This is a genomic window from Acidobacteriota bacterium, from assembly GCA_034211275.1.
Classification (GTDB): domain Bacteria; phylum Acidobacteriota; class Thermoanaerobaculia; order Multivoradales; family JAHZIX01; genus JAGQSE01.
On the sequence record JAXHTF010000050.1, the window covers coordinates 15,544 to 35,825 of the forward strand.

General features: G+C 69.2%; 4 protein-coding genes. All 4 read right to left on the reverse strand.

The features are described from left to right. Nucleotides 1–34: 34 nt before the first annotated feature. Nucleotides 35–8,005, reverse strand: a complete 7,971-nt coding sequence (locus SX243_10445) for an amino acid adenylation domain-containing protein (protein MDY7093376.1) — start codon at nucleotides 8,003–8,005, stop codon at nucleotides 35–37. Between the two features lie 69 nt (nucleotides 8,006–8,074). Beyond that, nucleotides 8,075–9,646 (reverse strand): condensation domain-containing protein, encoded by a 1,572-nt coding sequence (locus SX243_10450; protein ID MDY7093377.1) that lies wholly within the window; start codon nucleotides 9,644–9,646, stop codon nucleotides 8,075–8,077. Nucleotides 9,647–9,955: 309 nt separating this feature from the next. Next, complete coding sequence (locus SX243_10455) at nucleotides 9,956–18,931, reverse strand: amino acid adenylation domain-containing protein (protein ID MDY7093378.1); 8,976 nt, start codon at nucleotides 18,929–18,931, stop codon at nucleotides 9,956–9,958. Nucleotides 18,932–19,115: 184 nt separating this feature from the next. Continuing rightward, nucleotides 19,116–20,282 (reverse strand): methyl-accepting chemotaxis protein (locus tag SX243_10460; GenBank protein ID MDY7093379.1); only part of this gene is annotated, 1,167 nt, incomplete at its 5' end.

Consider the following 20,282-nt stretch of genomic DNA (forward strand, 5'->3'; position numbering starts at 1 on the left):
CGGGCTTCATAGTCCGGGCTTCATAGTCCGAGCTTCATGGGCCTCCCGCCGCGGAACGCGACGAGGAGTCCGGAATCTCTTCCAACCGATCGAGGATCAGGGACACCACCACCGCCGCCAGCCGGGCCACGGAAGGGGTCTCGAAAACTTGCCGCAGAGGCAGATCGACGCCGAAGCTCTGCCGCACCTGGGCCACCAGGCGGGTGGCCAGGAGGGAATGGCCACCGAGGTCGAAGAAGCCGTCGAAGGCTCCCACTCGGGGTACCCCCAGGAGCTCGCCGAAGAGCTCGGCGATCTTGCGTTCGGTCTCGTTGCGCGGCGCCACGTAGGTACGCGCCGGCGGCAGTGCCCCGGTCTCCGGCGCCGGCAGAGCGGAACGGTCCACCTTGCCGCCGGGGCCCCGGGGCAGAGAGCCGAGGACGGTGAACACCGCCGGCACCATGTACTCCGGCAACTCCCCCCGCAGCTTTGCCCGCAACACTTCCGGCGTCGGTGCCGCGTGGCCGTCGGCGAGGGATAGGTACGCCGCCAGACGGCCTTGTTGGGTCCCCGTGGCGATGGCCGTCACCACCGCTTCCGAGACCTCCGGCTGGGCCATCAGATGAGCTTCGATCTCCCCCGGCTCGACGCGGTAGCCCTCGACCTTGATCTGACCGTCCTTGCGGCCCAAGAAACACAGGCTGCCGTCCTTCTGCCAGCAGGCCAGATCCCCGGTGCGCAACAGCCGCGCGCCGGCCTCTTCGCCGAAGGGTGAGGGCACGAAGCGGGCGGCGGTGTCCGCCGGCCGGTCGCGGTAGCCCTGGGCCACCCCCGTCCCTCCCAAGCACAGCTCGCCGGGCACTCCCGGAGGCACCGCCCGGCCGTGGCGATCGAGGACGTAGGTGGTGACGTTGGGAATGGGGGTGCCGATGGTCACCTCCGGCGGCGCCGGCAGCTCCACTTCCACCTCCGGCAACCCCTGGCCGAAAGCGCCCAGCTCGGCGCTGGTGGCCACCACCGTGGCCTCCGTGGGCCCGTAGGTGTTGAGCAGCCGAATGGGTGGACCGAAGCGCTGGCGCCACTGCTCGAGGACGTAGGGCTCGAGACGTTCGCCCCCCACCACCATCAAGCGCAGCCGATTGGGCAGCACCACCGCACCCTCGCTGTCCAGCACCAGGCGGTGCCAGAAGGAGGTGGGAAGGTCCAGCACCGTCACCTCGAGCGCCTCGCAGGCATGGAGGAAGGACCGCAGAGAGGTGATCATCTCGTCCTCCCGCAGAACCACCGACGCTCCCACCGCCAGAGCCGGGAAGATCTCTTCGACGCTGGCGTCGAAGGCCAGGGAGGAGAATTGCAGCACCTTGTCCGTGGGCTGCAGCTCCATCTCCGCCATCGCCCAGCGCGTGTGGTTGAGCAGCGAGCGATGATCCACCATCACCACCCGCGGCGTGCCGGTGCTGCCGGAGGTGGCCACCAGGTAGGCGCGGGCGCTGAGGGTCGGCAGGGGCCGCGGCGGCGCCGGTTCGAGGGCGGTGATGCGCGGCCACTCGGTATCCAGGCACAGGGCCTCCACCTCGCCGGGGACACCGCCCTCCACCAGGTTCGAGCGCGTGAGGAGGAGCTGAACCCCCGCCGCCACCAGCTGCCGGCGCACTCGCCGGCGGGGAATCAGAAGATCCACCGGCAGGTAAGCGGCGCCGGCCTTGAGCACGCCGTAGAGTGCCACCAGCTGCTCCGGCGAGCGCTCCATCCACAGCGCCACCACCGAGCCCGGACCGATGCCCCGACGCTGGAGCTCCGCCGCCATCTGCCCCGAGCGCCGGTCCAGCTCGCCATAGGTCAGACGCACGCCCCGGCGGCTGGTCACCGCCGCAGCGTCGGGATGCTCCGCCGCCCAGAGGGACATCAGCCGGTGCACCGGCTCCCTTCCCTCCCAATCCTTGGCGGTGTCGTTGGACCGCTCCACCACCTGCCGGCGCTCGGAAGCGGTGAGAGCCAGGGGCCCCGCGGGGGTGGTGTGGGGCGCCGCCAGCATGCGCTGCAGGAGCAACTCCAGCCGCGCCAGCAACTGCTCCGCCCGCGGCCGGTCGAGGCGGCTACTGTCGAAGCTCAGCTCCAACACCAGCTCGTCGCCGGGGAAGACGAAGAGGGAGAGGGGGTAGTTGGAGCGTTCCTCGGCGTGCACCGACAACACCTCGATGCCGTGGCGCCCCTCCAGCAGGCCGCCCTCCACCGGGTAGTTCTCGAAGATCACCAGGGTCTCGAAGAGGGCGTCCCCCCAAGGCACCTCGCTCCAGCGCTGAATCTGCTCCAGGGCGCAGAACTCGAACTGCCGGGCCTCCACCTGCTCGCGCTGCATCTGCTGCAGCCAGGAGGTCATGGAGCGGTCCCAGGGCAGGCGCGTGCGCACCGGCAGAGCGTTGATGAACAACCCCAGCGTGTTCTCGAAGCCACCCTCGCGGCCGGAGACCACGTTGCCGAAGACCACCTCGTCCTGGCCGCTTTGCTCGTGCAGCAGCAGCGCCCAGGCCCCCTGGATGAGGGTGTTCTGGGTCAGCATCAGCTGCCGGGACACCGACGCCAGGCGCGCCGTCTCGGACGAGCTGATGCGACATTGGCAGCGGTCGTGGATCGGCGCGGCGGCGGTGCGGGCACGGTCCCCGGGGAGCCGGGTGGGAGTGCGCAATCCGTTCAGCCGGCGGCGCCAGAAGACCTCCGCCTTCACCGGATCCTGTTCCTGGAGCCAGCGTAGATAGTCAGCGTAGGCCGGGGCCTCACCGAGGGATAGGCGCTGCCCCTGAAGCGACGCCCGGTAGGCCTTGAGAGCTTCCCGGAACATCAGCGACAGGGACCAACCGTCGAGCACCAGGTGGTGGTAGCTGAGCACGAAGCGGTAGGCTGCGGCGTCCACCTGGAAGAGGGCGAAGCGCACCAGCGGCGGCCGCTCCAGGTCAAAGCCCTGCTCTCGATCCTGCTCCAGGTAGGTGGCCAGGCGATGCTCCAGCGCCGCCGGGGTGATGCCCCGCCAATCCTCCAGAGTCCAGGGCGGCTCCACCCGTTCCCGCACCACCTGCAGCGGCCGCCGCAGGCGTCGCCAACTGAATTGGGTGCGCAGACTGGGATGGCGATCCATCACCTGCTGCCAGCAACGCTGGAAAGCATGGCTGTCGAGGTGCCCTCGGAGCTCACAGTACAGCTGATTGAAGAAGACCCCGCTCTCATGGCCCTGAAGCTCCAGGTACATGAGCATCCCCTCCTGGGACGGGGACAGCGGGTAAATATCCTGGATCACCGCACCGTCCCCCACCTGCTCCACCAGCCGATCCAGCTCCTCGGTGGAGAGCTCCGCCATGGGGAAGTCGGAGACGGTACAACCGCTGGCCTCCGGCGACAGGCAGTGCTCGATGAGGGCCTTGAGAGCCTCCAGACAGTGGTCGGCGAGATCGTCGATAGTCTCCCGGTGATGCACCGCCGGGCTGAAGGACCACACCATCTCCAGGCGTCCGTGGATCACCCAGGCGTTGACCTCGACGAGGAACGGCCGCGGGCCCTCCGGCGCGCGCAGGGGACCGGGGCTTTCATCCACCGGCTGTAGGAGCTCCGAATCCGCCAGCACCGAGTCGAACTGCCCCAGATAATTGAACGAGATCTCCGGCCGCGGCAACGCCCGCAGCCGGCTCACCGAATCGCCCTGGGAGTTGAGGTAGCGCAGCAGCCCGTAGCCCAAGCCCCGCTGGGGCAGCTGACGCAGCTGCTCCTTCACCGCCACCACCGCGTCGCCGGGGCCCGCCCCCTGGCCGAAGTTGAAGACCACGGGGTACAGGCTGGTGAACCAACCGACGGTGCGGTGCACCGTGGGCCCGTCCCGATCTTCCCGGCCGTGGCCCTCGAGCATCACCGGCACCGAGGCGCTGCCGGTCCAGCGGGAGATGGAGCGCACCAGGGCGGTGATCAGCAAATCACCGACCTCGGTGCGGTAGGCCTGGGAGCTGCGCTGCAGCAGATCGCTGGTGAGCTTCTCGTCCAGGCTGCGGCTCAGCAGCTCCTCGGTGGCGACCAAATTGCCGCCGGCGCCGCCGGGGACGTCCAGGGGCAGCCGCCCCACCTCGGACCATGGCAGGGCCAGCCAATAATCCAGCTGCTGGATAACGTCCTGACTTTGGGCCCGGCGGTAGAGATGTTCCGACCAGGTTTGGAAGGAGGCGGTCTTGGGGGGCATCCGCAGAGTCTCGGAGCATGCCAAGGCTTGCCGGTAGGCGACCTCCAGATCCGCCAACAGGATGCGCCAGGAGACCCCGTCGACCACCAGGTGGTGGGCCACCATCAGCAGCCGATGCTCCGTGACCTCCGGCCCCGGCATCCAGGCGGCACGAAATAGCGGACCGCGCTCCAGATCCAGACTCGCCTGCAGCCTCGCCGCCAGCTCCTGGCGCTGGCGGCGGGCGTCGTCAACGCTCAAGGCGCCGAGATCGACGGTCACCAGCGGGTCCTCGGGGCCGATCTCCGCCACCTGCTGCTCCCAGGCCGGGCCGTCGCCGACGAAGCGCGAGCGTAGGCTGTCGTGATGCCGCACCAGGCCGATCAAGGCCCGGCGCAGGGCGGCGGAGTCGAGATAGCTCTCGGCGTGCATCATCAGAGCCTGGTTCCAATGCTCCGGGCGCGGCAGGTCGAGCTCCAGGAACCACTTCTGCACCGGCGTCAGCCGCACCGCGCCGGACACCGACCGCTGCTCCTCCAACGCCAGCTCCGGATTGCGGATCACCACCCGCGCCAGCCGTCGCACCGTCGGATGCTCGAAGACTTGGGCCGGCCGCAGGCTGAGCCCTGCCTGGTTGGCGTAAGTGGCCACCTGCATGCTGAGAATCGAGTCCCCGCCGAGGGCCAGGAAGTCGTCGTCCAGACCAATGCCCTCGACTCCCAGCACCCGATGCCAGATCTCCAGCAGGATCTCCTCCGCCGGATGCTCCGCCGAGGTTCCCCCGGCTCCCGCCGGCGGCGCCGGCGTGGGCAGCGCGGCGCGATCCACCTTGCCGTTGGGCAGCAGCGGCAGCTCCTCCAGCACCAGGGTGGTGGAGGGCATCAGGTGGGCGGGCAGCCGCTGGCCGAGGAAGCCCCGCAGGCTGTCCAGCAGCCCCTCGACGCCGCCCCGGTGCCAGCCCCCACTACCAGTACCAGTGCCGTCGCCATCGGGGCTGTCCGGATTCGGGGCCACATAGGCCACCAGCCGCGGATAACCGGGCAGGTCCTCGCGCACCACCACCGCCGCCTCGGACACCTGAGAGTGCTCCACCAACGCGCTTTCCAGCTCCCCGGGCTCGACCCGGAAGCCACGGATCTTGACCTGCTGATCGAGGCGGCCGATGAACTCCAGCGCGCCGTCGGCGAGCCAGCGGGCGGCGTCGCCGGTGCGGTAGAGGCGGCCGCCAAAAGCGCCGCCGAAGGGATCCGGCACGAAGCTTCCGGCGGTCAGCGCCGGGCGCCCCAGATAGCCCCGGCCCACCGCCACGCCGCCGATGAAGAGCTCCCCCGCCACACCCACCGGCACCGGTCGTCCGCGGCCGTCCAGCAAGTAGATCTGGACATTGGTGACGGGAGTACCGATGGGCACCGGCAGCAGGCTGACAGCTTCTTCGTCGGCCACCGGGCGGTAGGCAGCGCAGGTGACGTCGATGGCGCACTCGGTGGGACCGTAGAGATTGAACAGCGCCGTATCCGGCAGCCGCCGGCGGGCCAGCTCCGCCAGATCCGGCGACAGGGTCTCGCCGCTGGCGAGGATCCGGCGCAAACCCAGGCAGCGCCGGGACTCCGGATTCTGCAGGAAGACCCGCAGCATCGCCGGCACGAAGTGCACGGTGGAGATGCGCTGGCTTTCGATCAGCTCGATGAGATAGTTCGGCTCCCGCTGGCCGCCGGGACGAGCCAGCACCAGGCGGGCCCCCACCAACAGCGGCCACAACAGCTCCCACACCGATACGTCGAAGCTGAAAGGCGTCTTGTGCAGCACCGCTTCGTCGGCGGTGAGGGCGAAGCGCTCCTGCATCCACAGCAGGCGGTTGTACAGACTCCGATGGCCATTGAGAGCCGCCTTCGGCCGGCCAGTGGAGCCGGAGGTGTAGATGGCGTAGGCCAGGTCCGGACTCGTCGGCGATGGCGGCAGGGGATCCGAGCTCTCCTCCGGTAGCAGCTCCCCCTGCGGCCCCGTACGGGCTTCCAGAGCCACGACCTTCGACGGCCCGTCCGGCGCTGTTGCCGCCAGCCCCGGGCCGCAGACCAAGATCTCGATGCCGCTGTCCTCGACCATCAGCTGGAGGCGGTCCGCCGGATAATCCGGATCCAGAGGCAGGTAGGCGGCACCGGCCTTGAGCACCCCCAAGAGCACCGCCACCAGCTCCGCCGAGCGCTCCATGAACACGCCCACCAAGGTTTCCGGCCCCGCCCCCAGGTGGCGTAGCCGCCGGGCCACACGATTGCTCTCGGCGGCGAGCTCCCCGTAGCTGCGGGTGACGTCCCCGGCGATGAGCGCCGGCCGCTCCGGCTGCAGCGCGCAACGGGCGTCGATATGCCGATGCACCAGCGGCTCGCCGGGGTAATAGCGCGGCGCCGGCTGGAAGCCCTGGAGCACCTGCTGGCGCTGCCCCGCCGGCAAGAAGCTCAAAGCTCCAGTAGGCGCCACCGGCTCCGCGAGCACCGAGTCGATGCCGGCCACCAGCCCCGCCAGCATGCGCTCCAGATCCGGCCGGGAGAAAAGCCAGGGATCAAAACGGGCGGTGAGCCGCGGCGGCCCTCCTCCTTCGGTGACCCTCAAGGTTAGCTGGCACCGTTCCGTCACCGCTTCGTGGTGCTGCACCCGGAAGCTCTGCCCCTCGGACTGCAGCTGCTGCGGGCGGTGGACCGTCTCGAACCCCACCGGCAGAGGCCGGCTACCGCCGCCCCGCGGCAGCACCTGCCCCCAGTCGAAATACTCCAGCCAGCCCTCGGCCTCCTCGATCTCGATGCGCACATCGTCGACGAAGGCCCGGAAGCTCTGCTTGGCGGAGACCCGCACCTGCAGCGGCAAGTACTTCTCGAACAATCCCAGGGCCTGAGCCAGCTCCTCGTAGGGACGCCCCTGAGATTGCCGAGCCAGCCCCACCGCACCACCCCCGGAGAGGTGGGCCAGCTGCACCAGCCACACCGCCAGCACCAGCTCCGGGGAGCTCAGCCCCAGAGAGCGGCCGAGGGCCAGCAGGCCTCGCTCCTGATCCTCCGTCAGGGTCTCCCCCACCTCTTCCATGGGCCCCATCAGCCGCGCCCGCCGCGGACGCTCGAAGGGCAGGGCGAGGGCGAGCAGGGCTTCGTAGTCCCGGGAGCGCCAGAACTCCCGCTCCTCCGCCGTCTCGTCCAGCTCCAGCAGCTGCTGCTGCCACTCCGAGTATTGGGCGTAGGGCATGGGCCGCTCGTGGGGCGCCCACTGCCGCGGTGAAACGTAGCCCTCCACCAGCTCCTGGAAGAGCAGCTCCAGGCTGCGGGCGTCCAGGCATAGGGACGGCGCGGCCACGAGCAAGAGAGGCGCTGCAGCGGTGAGCACCCACCAACAATGCACCGTCGGGGATCCCGGGCGGGTGGCCGTGACCTGGCTCTCCCGCTGCACCAGGTGGCGCAGCACCTCCCGCTGCCGGCCCTCTCCCAACCGCCGCACGTCCAGCACCTGCCAGAGGACGGCATCCTCCTCCGTCACCACTTGCAGCGGCATTTCTCCTTCGCCGGTGCCGGCGAAGGCGGTGCGCAGCACGTCGTGGCGCCGCACCGAGGAGCGGAGGGCTCGCGCCATCCGTCGCGGCTCCACCCCCGTGTCGAGCTCCAAGACGAGGACCGCGCCGTAGCCGGTATTGCAGTCCTGCAGCCCCCAGAGCCTCTCCTGCTGTGGAGAAAGGCGAAAGCCTTCCAGCGACAGCTCAGCCACCTCCGCCCCCGACTCCGAGGAAGACGGCTCCGAAGCTCGGTGCTCCGGGGCGTCCATGGCGTCCTCATGCTTCGAGATCAGCATCGTGGGCATCCGCCGTCGACCGAGGCTCGGCAAGAATTCATCGGGAGGTTCATCACAACGTCACGGGAATCAGGAGGAGGAAGAGGGAGGGTCGATGTCCGTCAGCTTGACGGCCACCGGGCGGGTGATGCGCAACATGCCGCTGTTGGAGTCCCGGCGCCGGCGGCGCTGGTCCGAGCGACGCTCCTGCTCGTGGGTCCGAAGGGTCTCCAGGATCTCGCCGAGGGTCGCCTCGGGGTACTCCGCCATGGATTGGAGCAGGGTCTCCAGCTGATCGAGCCACCGGCGCACCTCCGCCCAGCGGAACCGGCGCACTTCATAAACCATTTCGACGCTCAGCTGGCGGCCAGGAAAAACGTTGACTGTCAACGGAAGATGCGGGCGGCCGACATATCTCATATCTTTGATATATAAGCTTCCCGTATCTTGCTGCGCCAAATCCGCAACATTCAAGAAGACCACTATGCTGTGGAATAGCGACGAGGCTCCCTCGAGCTCGCTCCAGCTCTGGATGCGGTGGAGCGGCGTCTGCTCCCGCTCGCGGACTTCCAGCTGCCGCTGCTGGATCTCCCGCAACCAGGGCATGAGCTCCGCCCGGGGCTCGACCCGCAGCCGATGGGGCAAGGTGTTGATGAACAGACCGACGGTCTCGGTAGCGCCGGGCAATTCGGCGGGGCGGCCGGATACGGTGGTGCCGAAGACCACGTCTTCCTGCTCGCTGCGGTAGGACAGGAGCAAGCCCCAAGCACCTTGGATCAGGGTTCCCAGAGTCAGATGACGCTCCCGGGCCAGCTCCTTGAGGCGGCGGGTCTCCCCCTCCGAGAGCTCCAATCGCTCGTGACGATGCCCCGAGCCAAGACCCGGCCAGGAATCGCCTTTGGCGTGTTGAGCTACCGGGGTCGGACGGCGGAAACCCTCGAGATAGCTGCGCCAGAAGTCCTCGTCCTCATCCACCTCCCGCTCCTTCAGCCAGCGGATGAAGTTGCGGTAGGGCTGCACGGCGGGTAGATCCGGTTCCTCGCCGCGGCGGAAAGCCTCGTAGCAGCGCACCACTTCGGTGAGCACGGTGGTGCTGCACCAGGCGTCCACCACCAAGTGGTAAACCGTCCACAGCACGCGGTAAGACCGCTCCCCCAGGCGCAACACATGAACCCGCATCAGCGGTGCCTGGCGCAGATCGAAGCCGCGCTGCCGGTCTTCCCGCAGGAAAGCCTCCAGCTGAGCCTTCTGCACCTTCGGCGACAGCTGCCGCCAGTCGTGAGATTCGAAGTCCAGGGTGGCGTGACGGTAGACCACCTGCAGCGGCTTGGACAGCCCCTGCCACAGAAACCCCGTGCGCAGCGCCGGGTGTCGATCCACCACCCGCTGCCAAGCCGCCCGGAAGGGGCCTTCCTCGAGCTCGCCGAGGATGGTGCACAGCGTCTGATCGAGGTACAGCCGATCTTCCGGTGCCGAGAGGATGTGGAAGAGCATTCCCTGCTGCATGGGCGAGAGGGTGTACAGATCTTCGACATCGACTCCGGGAGCGCCGGCAGGGCCCTCGGAGGCGATCAGCCCCCCCCGCTCTACCGGCCGATGGGTAGAGTCCTGAACATCCGACGATGCCTGCACATTCGACGATGTTGAATCCATGGTCTTCATGGAGGTGGCCTCCAAACATGCTCCGAACGGCCACAGCCGCTACAGATGGCAGAGCCGAGAACGATGAGAACCGATCCGAGATCGCGGATCCGTCGAGACCGCGGGTCTTCCGAGATCAGAACTACAGATCAGATCAAGAGAGAGTGAAGCCCTCAGGGCGGGGGGGAAACACGATCCGGGGTGGCCTCACTAATTAGCTACCTTCACTGATAATCGGTGTCTAAGAATCGACCAACCGGGACAGGAGTTTGTTGCAACAAGATGACTCGCGTATTGATATAATTCGCTTTCATAAATAGACAGGAAAGCTCATTCGCCATTTTCGCCGTCTTCTTGCTCCGCGGTTCCCAGGACCGCGGTGGTGGTGGCTTCGAGGTGCTGACGTGCCTGAGCCTCGCTCAAAGTCTCCACTCGATTCAGGATGGCCTGCAGCTGGCGAGCCGAAGGTCTTCGGCTGCGCGGCGCGGGCAGCCGCTGGACGTCGATCTTGCCGCTGGTGGTGAGCGGCATTTCCTCCACCGAGATCACCCGTCGGGGAACCATGAAGCGGGGCAACCGCTGGTGTAGGTACTCGCGAAGCCGCGCCGGCCGCACCAGAGAGCCTCCGGCGGGTAAGACGTAGGCCACCAACTCCTGCCGCTTCTCGGCCAGCTCGTTCCCCTGGCCATCCTCGGTCGCCACCACGCTCCGCAGCACCACCACCGCCTGCGCCACCTCCGGATGTTCCTCCAGAGCCGACGCCACCTCTCCCAACTCGATGCGGTAGCCGTGGAGCTTGACTTGCCGGTCGCGGCGCCCGAGGAAGCGCAGGCGTCCGCGGGCATCCCAGCGCACCAGGTCGCCGGTGCGGTAGAGCCGGTCCCCTGGAGAATCCTCGGTGCACCAGGGATCCGGCACGAAACGGTCGGCGGTGAGGCCAGGGCGCCGGAGATAGCCCCGGGCCAGCCCTTCCCCACCGATGAACAGCTCTCCTACCACTCCCGTGGGCACCGGCCGCCGATGGGCGTCCAGCACGTAGAAACGGGTGTGAGCCAAGGGCCGACCGATGGCCACCGGCGCCTCCACCTCCTCCACCCGTTGCGCCGACGACCACACGGTGGTCTCGGTGGGACCGTAGAGATTCCACACATCCCCGGTGGCCAGGAGCTCCTTGGCCAGATCCGGCGGCAGAGCTTCCCCACCGCTGAGGATGCGCAATCCGGTGGGCGGCATCCAGCCCGCTGCCAGGAGCATGCGCCAGGTCGCCGGCGTGGCTTGCAGCCACCGCGGCTTCACCCGGCGGATCAACTCCGCCAGCCGGTGTCCGTCGTGAACCTCTTCTTCGTCGGCGATCCACACGCAGCCTCCCGTCGCCAGCGGCGCCAGAAGCTCCAGGATCGAGATGTCGAAGCTGAGGGTGGTGAGCGCGACCGTATCGCCACCGTAGGGAAGCACGGTCGCCATGGCCGTCACCAGGTTGGATAGGGAACGATGCCGGACCTGCACTCCCTTGGGAGCACCGGCAGAGCCGGAAGTATACAAGATATAGGCAAGATTCTCCAGTGCGAATTCGCCTAGCTCTTGCACCTCGTCAGCTCGGCCCGCTTCTGACGAGGACCAAGCCTCGGACCGAAGGTTCACCGTCGTCCAGCCCCGGAGTAGCTCCTCCGGCAGCAAGCCCGACTCTGTCACCACCACCGTCAGCCCGGCGTCGGCGGCCATGGCCTCCAAGCGCCGGCGAGGATAGGTCGGGTCCAGGGGCAGATAGGCGGCGCCGGCCCGCAACACGCCGAGCAGCGCCACCGGTAGCTGCAGCGACCGGCGCACCGCCAAACCGACAACGCTCCCCGGCCCCAAACCCATCGACCGCAGGCGGGCCGCCAGTCGTCCGCTTCCCTCCACCAGCTCCCCATAGGTGAGGCGTTCCTCAGCCCGGCGCACCGCCGGTGCCGACGGACGAGCGGCGGCGACACGGAGGATCTCGGTCATCACCGGCACCGAGGGCAACACCGGCGCCGGACCGACGGACTCCACCGTCAGCTGGTGACGCTGAGCCGCGCTGAGCAAATCCCGGCAATCCAGCGGGCCTTCGCCGCCGGTGGCCAGGAGCTCCAGGGCGCGGTCGAAGAATCCTCTCAACGAGCGCAGCTGAGCAGAACCGACGCGGCGCTGATCCGCCGTCAGGCTGAGCTCCAGCCGTCCGTTGACGGGGTGCAGATTGAAGTCCGCGCGCAACGGGAAGTGCGTGCGGTCGAGGCCGGCGGCGTCCTTCCAACGCAGGCTTTGGAGATCCTGAGCGCGCTCCAGCACGTGGAAGTGGGTGAAGTTGAACACCACGTCCACCAGGTTCTCCTTACCCCACTGCCCCTGCAGCATGGCGAAGGGATACCGCCGGTGCGGCCAGGCGTCGCGCTCCGTCTGCCACACTCGGCTCACCAGCTCCCGAGGCCCGCCGCCTTCCAGGTCGAGGCGCAACGGAAGCAGGTTCATGTGCATACCGAGGGTGGCGGCGGCACCGGGGAGCCCGGGCCGGCCGTTGGACTCCACCACCGTGACCACCTCCCGAGTTCCTCCGAGACGCCCCAAGGCCAGCCCGTGGGCCGCCAACAACGCGTGTTTGAGAGAGCCACCGGCGCTCTCCCCCAATGCCTCCAGCGCCGCCCGCCGCTGCTCCGACACTTCCAGGCTGAGCACCTCCACGCCCTCCGCCGCCGAGGCCTCGTACCAACGGGGTAGCCGCTGCGCCGCCGCCCCAGACAGCGTGCGCTGCCAGAACTCCCGGGCCGGGCTCTCCTCCGCCTCCAGCTCGGCGGCGATGAAGGCGCGGAACGGGGCCGGCGGCGGCAGCTCCGGTGGCACGCTGGCGCTCAGCTGGCGGTCGTAGCGCAACAAGACTTCGGTCATCAGCGACGCGGCGCTCCAGCCGTCCAGTACCGCGTCCAAGAAGCTCAGAGCGACCATCATCTCGCCCCGCGGCAGGCGCAACAGGAAGAAGCGCACCAAGGGGGGGCGCAGCCAGTCGAGAGGACGGCGCTGCTCTTCTTCCAGGAAGCGCTCCACCTGCCACTGCGGGGATTGCTCCGCCGGAGACCGAAAGTCCAACACCTCCACCTTCGCCGGCGCCTCCCGAGCCACCCATTGCAAAGGCTGGGAGTACGTGGCCCAATCGAATCCGGTGCGCAGCATCTCGTGGCGCTGGATGCACTGAGCCACTGCCTGACGCAAGAGCGAGGGTTCCGCCGGGCCCTCCAACCGGCAGAGGAAGATATTGCGATAGAGCGGCGAGGAAGGCTCGAACTGAGCGTGGAAGAGCACCCCCTGCTGGGCGCTGGCCAGCGGAAAGGCGGCCTCCACGCCCTGCGGTAATCGCCGCCGGTCCGCCTCGGAGATCAGCTCGAAGGGCCCCGGCACCAGCGTGGAGGAAGGCTCCATCCCCGGCATCCCCTCCTCGAGCTCCGGAGATCGCTGCAGACGCTCCGCCAGAGCCCGGGCGCCGGTAAAGCGGTAGATCTCCTCCAGCTCCACCTGCCACCCCAGGGCCGCCAGCTCGGACCGTACCCGCAGACTGAGAATGGAGTCGCCGCCGAGGCGGAAGAAATCATCGTCGACGCCGGGGTCCTGCACCCCCAAGACCCGCCGCCAGGCCTCCAGCAACGCCGTCTCCGCCTCCGTCATCGGCCCGGAGGGCGGCCTCCGCCGAGAGCTGCGCCGGGGTGGTGGCGGCAGAGAGCGGCGATCGACCTTGCCGCTGGCTGTACGGGGCAGCACCGGCAAAGGAACGAAGATCGCTGGCACCATGTAGGCCGGCAGACGCCCCGCCAGGTAGCCCCGCATTTGCTCCTCCAACTCTCCCGGCAGCCCATCTTCGCCGGCGGCAGGCTCCACGTAGGCCACCAGCTGGCCGACCCCTTGCCGGCGGTTGGTGAAGCGGCGCATTCCCGACATATCCGCCACCGGAACGCCCCCCGTGCCCTCCCCGGGCGCTCCCGCGGCGGCTCTGAGCAAGGGTCTCCCGCCCCCCGACGGGCTGCCCTGAAGCCACACCACCGCCGCCGCCGCCACCGCCGGGTGCCCGAGGAGAGCGTTCTCCACCTCTCCGGGCTCCAGACGCTGGCCGCGCACCTTGATCTGTTGGTCCCGACGGCGCAGGAAAACCACCGCGCCGTCCCGGCGGCGAAGACCGAGATCACCGGTGAGATACAGCCGGGCCCCGGGCACCGGCGCTTCGCCGTCGGGGATGAAGCTCTCGGCGGTCCGGCGAGGTTCGCCGAGGTAACCCCGAGCCAACCCTACGCCGCCGATGGCCAGCTCACCGGTGGTCCCAAGGGCCACCGGCCACCAGCGGGGATCTAACAGGCGCAGATAGAGATTGGCGATGGGACGGCCGATGGGCACCGGCTCGTCCTCGAGCTCCAGCGTCTCACCGCAGCGCCAGGCGGTGACGTCGATGGCCGCCTCGGTCGGTCCATAGAGGTTGTGCAACTCCGCCCTCCGAGGAAGCTTCATCCGACACCGCTGTTCAAGAGTCCGCGGCAGGGCCTCGCCGCTGGCGATGACCCAATGCAGCCGCCGACAGTGAGCCACCGCCGGTTCGTCGATCCAAACCGCCAGCATGGAGGGCACGAAATGGGCCACGGTAATGTCCTGGCGGGCCATCAGCTCCGCCATCCGAGTGCTGTCACGGTGGCTGCCCGGAGGCGCCAGCACCATCTGAGCTCCCGCCAGCAGGGGCCACAACAGCTCCCACAGGGAGACGTCGAAGGTCGCCGCAGTCTTGTGCAAAACCCGATCCTCGGTCCCCAGAGGAAATGCCCGCTGCATCCACAGCAGACGATTGAGCAGTGCACCGTGGGTATTGATCACCGCCTTCGGCCGGCCGGTGGATCCGGAGGTGTAGAGCACGTAGGCGGCGGCAGCATCGTCGATGCCGCCGACGCTCCCCCCTTCGTCCGCCTCCGTGGCAATACCGGTGGCGGAGTAGGGAGCCTCCCAGGCCTCCAGATCGAGGTAGCGGTGAGCCGGCACGTCCACCGGCAGCGGTCCCTCCCCGAGCACCAACAGCGCCGCCGAATCCTCCAGGCAGTCGCCCCACCGCCGCGCCGGGCCCAGGGGATCCAGGGGCAGGTAGGCGGCGCCGGCCTGGAGGATGGCGAGGAGCGCTACGACCCGCCGAGGGCCCCGCTCCAGCAGCGTCGCCACCACGGTCTCGGCCCCTGCCCCGCGGCGGCTCAACAGTCCGGCGAGGGCCTGGACCCGCAGCCAGAGCTCCCCGTAGCTGACCTGCTCCTCGGTCTCCCCTCCCCCACGAAACCAGCGCAAGGCCACCGCCCCGGGCTGCCGGCGGGCGTGACGAGCTACCCAGGCGGGGACCCGCGGCACCGCCCCGAGGCCATCCCGCCAGCCCCGCCATTCCACGGCGGTATCCGCGCTCTCCAACCGCAGTTGATGCCTTTCCCCCGCGGTGAGCAGCGGCAGTCGGCTTACCGGCGACGCCGGCTGCCGGAGCCCAGCGGTCAGAAGGGTCTCCAACTGGCGCAGCAGGCGATGGGCGGTGGTGGCGTCGAAGAGGTCCGCGTCGCGTTCCAGACGGAGCATCCAGGCTCGCCGAGACTGGCCGGCCGCCGCGGCTTCTCCCCGGTGATCGATCACCGGAGCCGCCAGCAGGGAGAGATCGAATTGGGCTCCGCCGGGATCCACCGCCAGAGAACGGACCTGGAGCCGATGGCCCTCCGAAGGACGGCCGGAGGCAGTCGGGCCTCGGCGAGGATCGGACTCCAGGACCTCGGTCTCGGCAGCCCATTCCCCCGACGTGGCGACGGTCCAAGGGAACGGCCCACCGTCGGTGCCCAAGAGCAGCTCGCCCACCGCCAGCCGACGCCCCGGAGGCCGCTGAAAGCCCACCAGCGCCTGGAAAAGGGGCGAACGGGTATTGCCCCGGGGGACCTCCAGCTGATCCACCACTTGCTGGAAGGGATAACGCCGGTGGGCCAGAGCCTGCAGGACCTCGCTGCTGGTCTCCTCCACCACCTCTGAGAACGGCTTGCCCGGAGCCGCCACGGAGCGCAACACCAACGGATTGACCCGGTAACCAGCGGAATCCGGCGGCCGGCGATGCTCGCCGGCGATGGTCCCCAGGGCGAAGCTCCACTGCTCCGACCAGCGGGCCAGGAGTACTTCCCAGGCCGTGGTCAAGATGGCGAAGGGCGTGACCGCCCAGGCCGCCGCCGCGCCCTCCAGCCGGTCCACGAGATCGGGAGACAGAGTCCGGAAGGTCCGCCCCCCGAGGCCGTTGCCGTCTCGCCGCGGGCGATCCGTGGGCAGGGCCAAGGGTTGGGGTGGCGGAGTCAGCCGCCGGCGCCAGAAATCGAGCTCCCGCCGCGCCGCTTCGCTGCGCAGCCAGCGTTCTCGGGAGCGCACCTCCGAGGCCCAAGAACGCACAGCCGGCAGCGACAGGCGGCTCCAGGGTTCTCGCAGCCAGGGCTCGGGATCACCGGCGGCCAAGGCGGCGGCGGTCCAGCGCAGCACTTCCTCCACCAGCAACTCCATGGACGCCAGATCCGCTACCAGATGGTGCACCACCAGCAGCCAACCCACGGTTCCTCCCCGGCGCCAGCCGCGGAGCCGCCAGGGCGTTCCCTTCTCCAGCTCGAAGCGCTCCCGGGCCGCGGCTTCGAGACGCCGCTGCAGCTCCTCCTCACCGGCCTCGCCGGAATCCAGATCCCCCCACGACTCCCAATCCACCACCGTGCCCCCCAACCGCTGCCGGGGAACGCCGCCGGGGGCGGTGAAGGTCGCCCCCAGGGTCTCGTGGCGTTGGATCAGCCATCGAGCCAAGGCTCCGCCGAAGCGGTCCAGATCCAACCGGGACGAAGGCTCGCCCTCCTCTCCCGCCCTCTCCGGCCGAGCCTCCAAGGCCACGGCGAGGTGGTAGGCGGTGCTCTCCGGCTCCAGCCGCTGCAGGAAGTAGAGGGCCCGCTGCCCGGCGGTGAGGGGTAGCTCGACCTCGCCACCCCCGGACACCGCCTCCCGCCGTTGCTTCGGTGTCTGCGCCAGGCGGCGAGCCAGCTCGCCGATGGAATCCGCGGCGAGGGCCTCGAAGCTCCTCAGATCCCGGTCCAGGGTGTCTTCGATCCAGCCCTCCAGCTGCGCCGCCGCCAGGGAGTCGAGGCCGTGGGCGGCCAGGGAGCGCCGGGGATCCACCGCCGCCACATCGACTCCCAGACGCCGAGCGACCTCCGCCACCAGCCGGGTTTCCAGCTCCCGCGAGACCTGGTCTACCCTCGCCTCGAGGGTCCCGTTCTCACCAGCCCCAACTTTGACCAGGTCGGCCTCGGCGGGCCCAGCCTCGACAAATTCGGCCTCGAAGGTGCCAGCCTCGAAGGTGCCAGCCTCGAAGGTGCCAGCCTCGAAGGTGCCAGCTTCGACGCTACCGCTCTCCGGAGCTCCGCCGACGCCAACATCTTCGGCGGCACCGGTTTCCGGTGCCCGCCGGGCCTGCGCCAACACCGTCAGCTCCCCGGCCAGATATCGACGCCGGCACTCGCCCCGGCGAACCTTGCCGCTGCTGGTGCGGGGTATTGAAGCCGGCGGCACCAACACTACGGTCGCCGCCGCGCCCAACCCCCGCGCCACCTCCTCCGCCAACCGCCGAGGGAGCTCCGGCGACCCGCCATCTTGGAGCTCCTGGGCCATGCGCCGGTGACCACGGTCCAGCTCCTGCACCACCACCAGCCCTTCTCCCCGACCCTCTCGATCCACCCCGAAGGCCGCCGCCGCGCCCACCGCCAGGCGAGGATCCGCGGCTCCGGCGATCTCCTCCACGTCCTGAGGGTGGATGTTGCGCCCGCGCAGGATGATCAAATCCTTGAGGCGCCCGGTGAGGAAAAGCTCCCCGGACTCCAGGAATCCGAGGTCCCCGGTGCGCAAATAACCCCGGGGAGATTCGGTGGGGCCCGCCGCCGGCAGCGCGTGGAAGAGCTCGGCGGTGGCCGACGGGCGGCGCCAATAGCCCTGCGCCACCGACGGCCCTCGCAGCCACAACTCCCCCACCTGCCCCGGTCCCAGGGGCTCGCCGGTGGCCGGATTGACCACCAGAAGCTGCTGCCGCCGATCCGGAGGGCCGCAGGACACTAGCCGGCGGCGCTCCGGCCTCTCGTGAGGAGGAGAAACGGCCGGGGCCTCGGAATCTCCCGGACTCCAGGCCTCCACCCGCTGCTGCTCCAGAGCCGCGGCATCGAGCTCGAGAATGCGCGGGGCCTCCTCGTGGGCGACACCGCTCACCAAGAGAGTCGATTCCGCCAGCCCATAGCACGGCAGCAGCGCCCGGGAGGAGAAGCCTTGGCCGGCGAAGGCCCGCCGGAAGCGTTCCAGGGTTGCCGCCTGCACCGGTTCGGCGCCGCAGAAGGCGACACGCCAGGAGGAGAGATCCAGACCTTCCTTGTCCTCCTCCGACAGGCTCTCGGCGCACAGCCGATAGGCAAAGTTGGGCGCGCCGCTGAGGGTCGCCCGATGGCGAGAGATCATGCGCAGCCAGCGCGCCGGCCGGCGCAGGAAGGAGGTGGGGGACATGAGCCAGGCGCTGGCGCCGAGGAAGAGGGGATGCAGAAGGGTGCCGATGAGCCCCATGTCGTGGTGCGGCGGTAGCCAGCTGGCCACTACGTCCCGGTCGCTGGAGCCGAAACACCGGCGGATGGCTCGCTGGTTGCTGAGCAGGTTCTGGTGCGTCACCACCACCCCCCGAGGCTCGGCGGTGGAGCCGGAGGTGTATTGGAGCAGCGCTACCGTCTTGGGATGGGGCGGCCCCCATTCGATCTCCGAGACCGACTGCGGAGCCTCGTCCCGCTCCTCGCCCCCAGGCCCGGGACCATCTACCAACGGCACCTCCAGCCGCAGCAGCTCCGGCGCGAGTCCGTCCGACGCCAGTCCCTCCGGCGCCAGTCCCTCCGGCGTTAGGCCTTCGCCGGCGAGCACCAGGGCCGCCGCGGCACCGCAGTCCGCGGCGATCCCCTGCAACCGATCCGCTCCCCTGCCCGGCGGCGGTACTGGCACCGCAATGGCCCCGGCATAGAAACAGGCGAAGAGAGCGACGGGGAGCTCCAGCCCCGGCGGCAGGGCCAGCAGCACCGGCCGGCCGGTGAGGTCGTGCTGGCGGAGGCGCCGGGCCAGGTGGGTGGCGCGGCGATGGAGTCCACCGAAGGTCAGCTGCCGGGAGGCTCTCTCGCCGTCCGTCAAAAAGCCGTAGAGGCGCCGTTCGCCGCGTTCCTCGGCGTGGCGCTGGGCAATCTCTACGAGGGTCGAGGCCTTCAGGGCGAGAGCTCCTTGCGCCCCCGGGGGGACGCCTTGGCGACCTGAGGCGGGAGTCGGGCGCCGGGAAGGGGCGGAGCTCGACCGGCTTCGAGAGCTGAGAGCCGCCGGGACGGCGGGCTCGGGAGTCCGAGCAACGGCGGCGCAGGGCCGCCGGAATCAGCGCACGACCTCTGCCCCAGGTGGGTTAGAGACGGAAGACTTCCGCCATCTTCTGCAGCCGGTCCGCCTCGTTGGCCAGGGCCAGGGTGGCGGAGGAAAGCTGCTCGGCGGAGGTCAGATTCTGCTGCGCCACCTGGGCGATGCGCTCCACCGCCTTGACCACCAGATCGCCTCCCTGCTTCTGCTCCCGGCTCCCGTCCGCCACTTGCTGGGTCATCTGGTTCATCATCTCGACAGCGCGCATGATGTCGCCGGCGCCGTTGGCCTGCTCCTTGGCAGCGTAGGCCAGCTGGCGGGTGACGTTCTGCATGTTGAGAGCGGTGGTGACGATCTGCTGAGCGCCGCCGCTCTGCTCCTGGGTGGCGGCATAGACCTCCGCCACCAGATCGGTGGTCTTCTTCACCGACTGGACGATGTCGTTGAGCACCGTGCGGGTCAGCTCCACCGCCTGCTCCGTATCCTGCTGCACCCGATCGATGAAGCCGGTGATTTCGCGGGTGGAGTTGACCGAGCGCTCCGCCAGCCGCTTGACCTCGTCCGCCACCACCGCGAAGCCCTTGCCCGCCTCGCCGGCGTGGGCGGCCTCGATGGCGGCGTTGAGGGCCAGCAGATTGGTCTGGTCGGCGATGTCCTCGATGATCCGGACGATCTTGCCGATGTCCTTGCTCGAGGTGCCGATGCCCATGATCACGTTGGAAAGCTCTTCGCCGCCGTCCGCGGCGAGCTGCGCGGCGGAGCGGGAGACCTTGTCCACCACCTGCACCTTGCCCTCGATGGAGTTGATGGAGGCGGTCATCTCCTCGATGGTGGCGGAGGTTTCCTCCACCGAGGTGAGCAATTCCTCGGCGCTGCGGGCGCCCTGCTCGATGGAAGCGCCCATCTCCTGAATCGAGGCGGAGGTCTGGTCGACGTTGGAGGCCAGAGCGCCGGAGCTCTGGGCGACGCTGTCGATCTGCGCCGCCATCTCCACCATGGTGGCGGAGGTCTCTTCGGTGGAGGTGCTCTGGGTCTTGGCGCCTTCGGTGATCTGCATCGAGGAAGCGGAGATCTCGTCGGCGGAGGTGGCCACCTGGCCGGCGGCCTCTTTGACGTTGCCGATCATCGAGCGCAGATTGCCGATCATGCCCTGGAAGGCGTTGCCGAAGCTGTCCTGCTCCGAACGCGGGTTGACCTGCACCGTCAAATCGCCGTC

What these genes read in the sequence shown, in the direction of transcription:
- SX243_10450 (MDY7093377.1), bottom strand. Translation starts at nt 9,646, where the DNA reads ATGAAGACCATGGATTCAACATCGTCGAATGTGCAGGCATCGTCGGAT.
- SX243_10445 (MDY7093376.1), bottom strand. Translation starts at nt 8,005, where the DNA reads ATGCTGATCTCGAAGCATGAGGACGCCATGGACGCCCCGGAGCACCGA.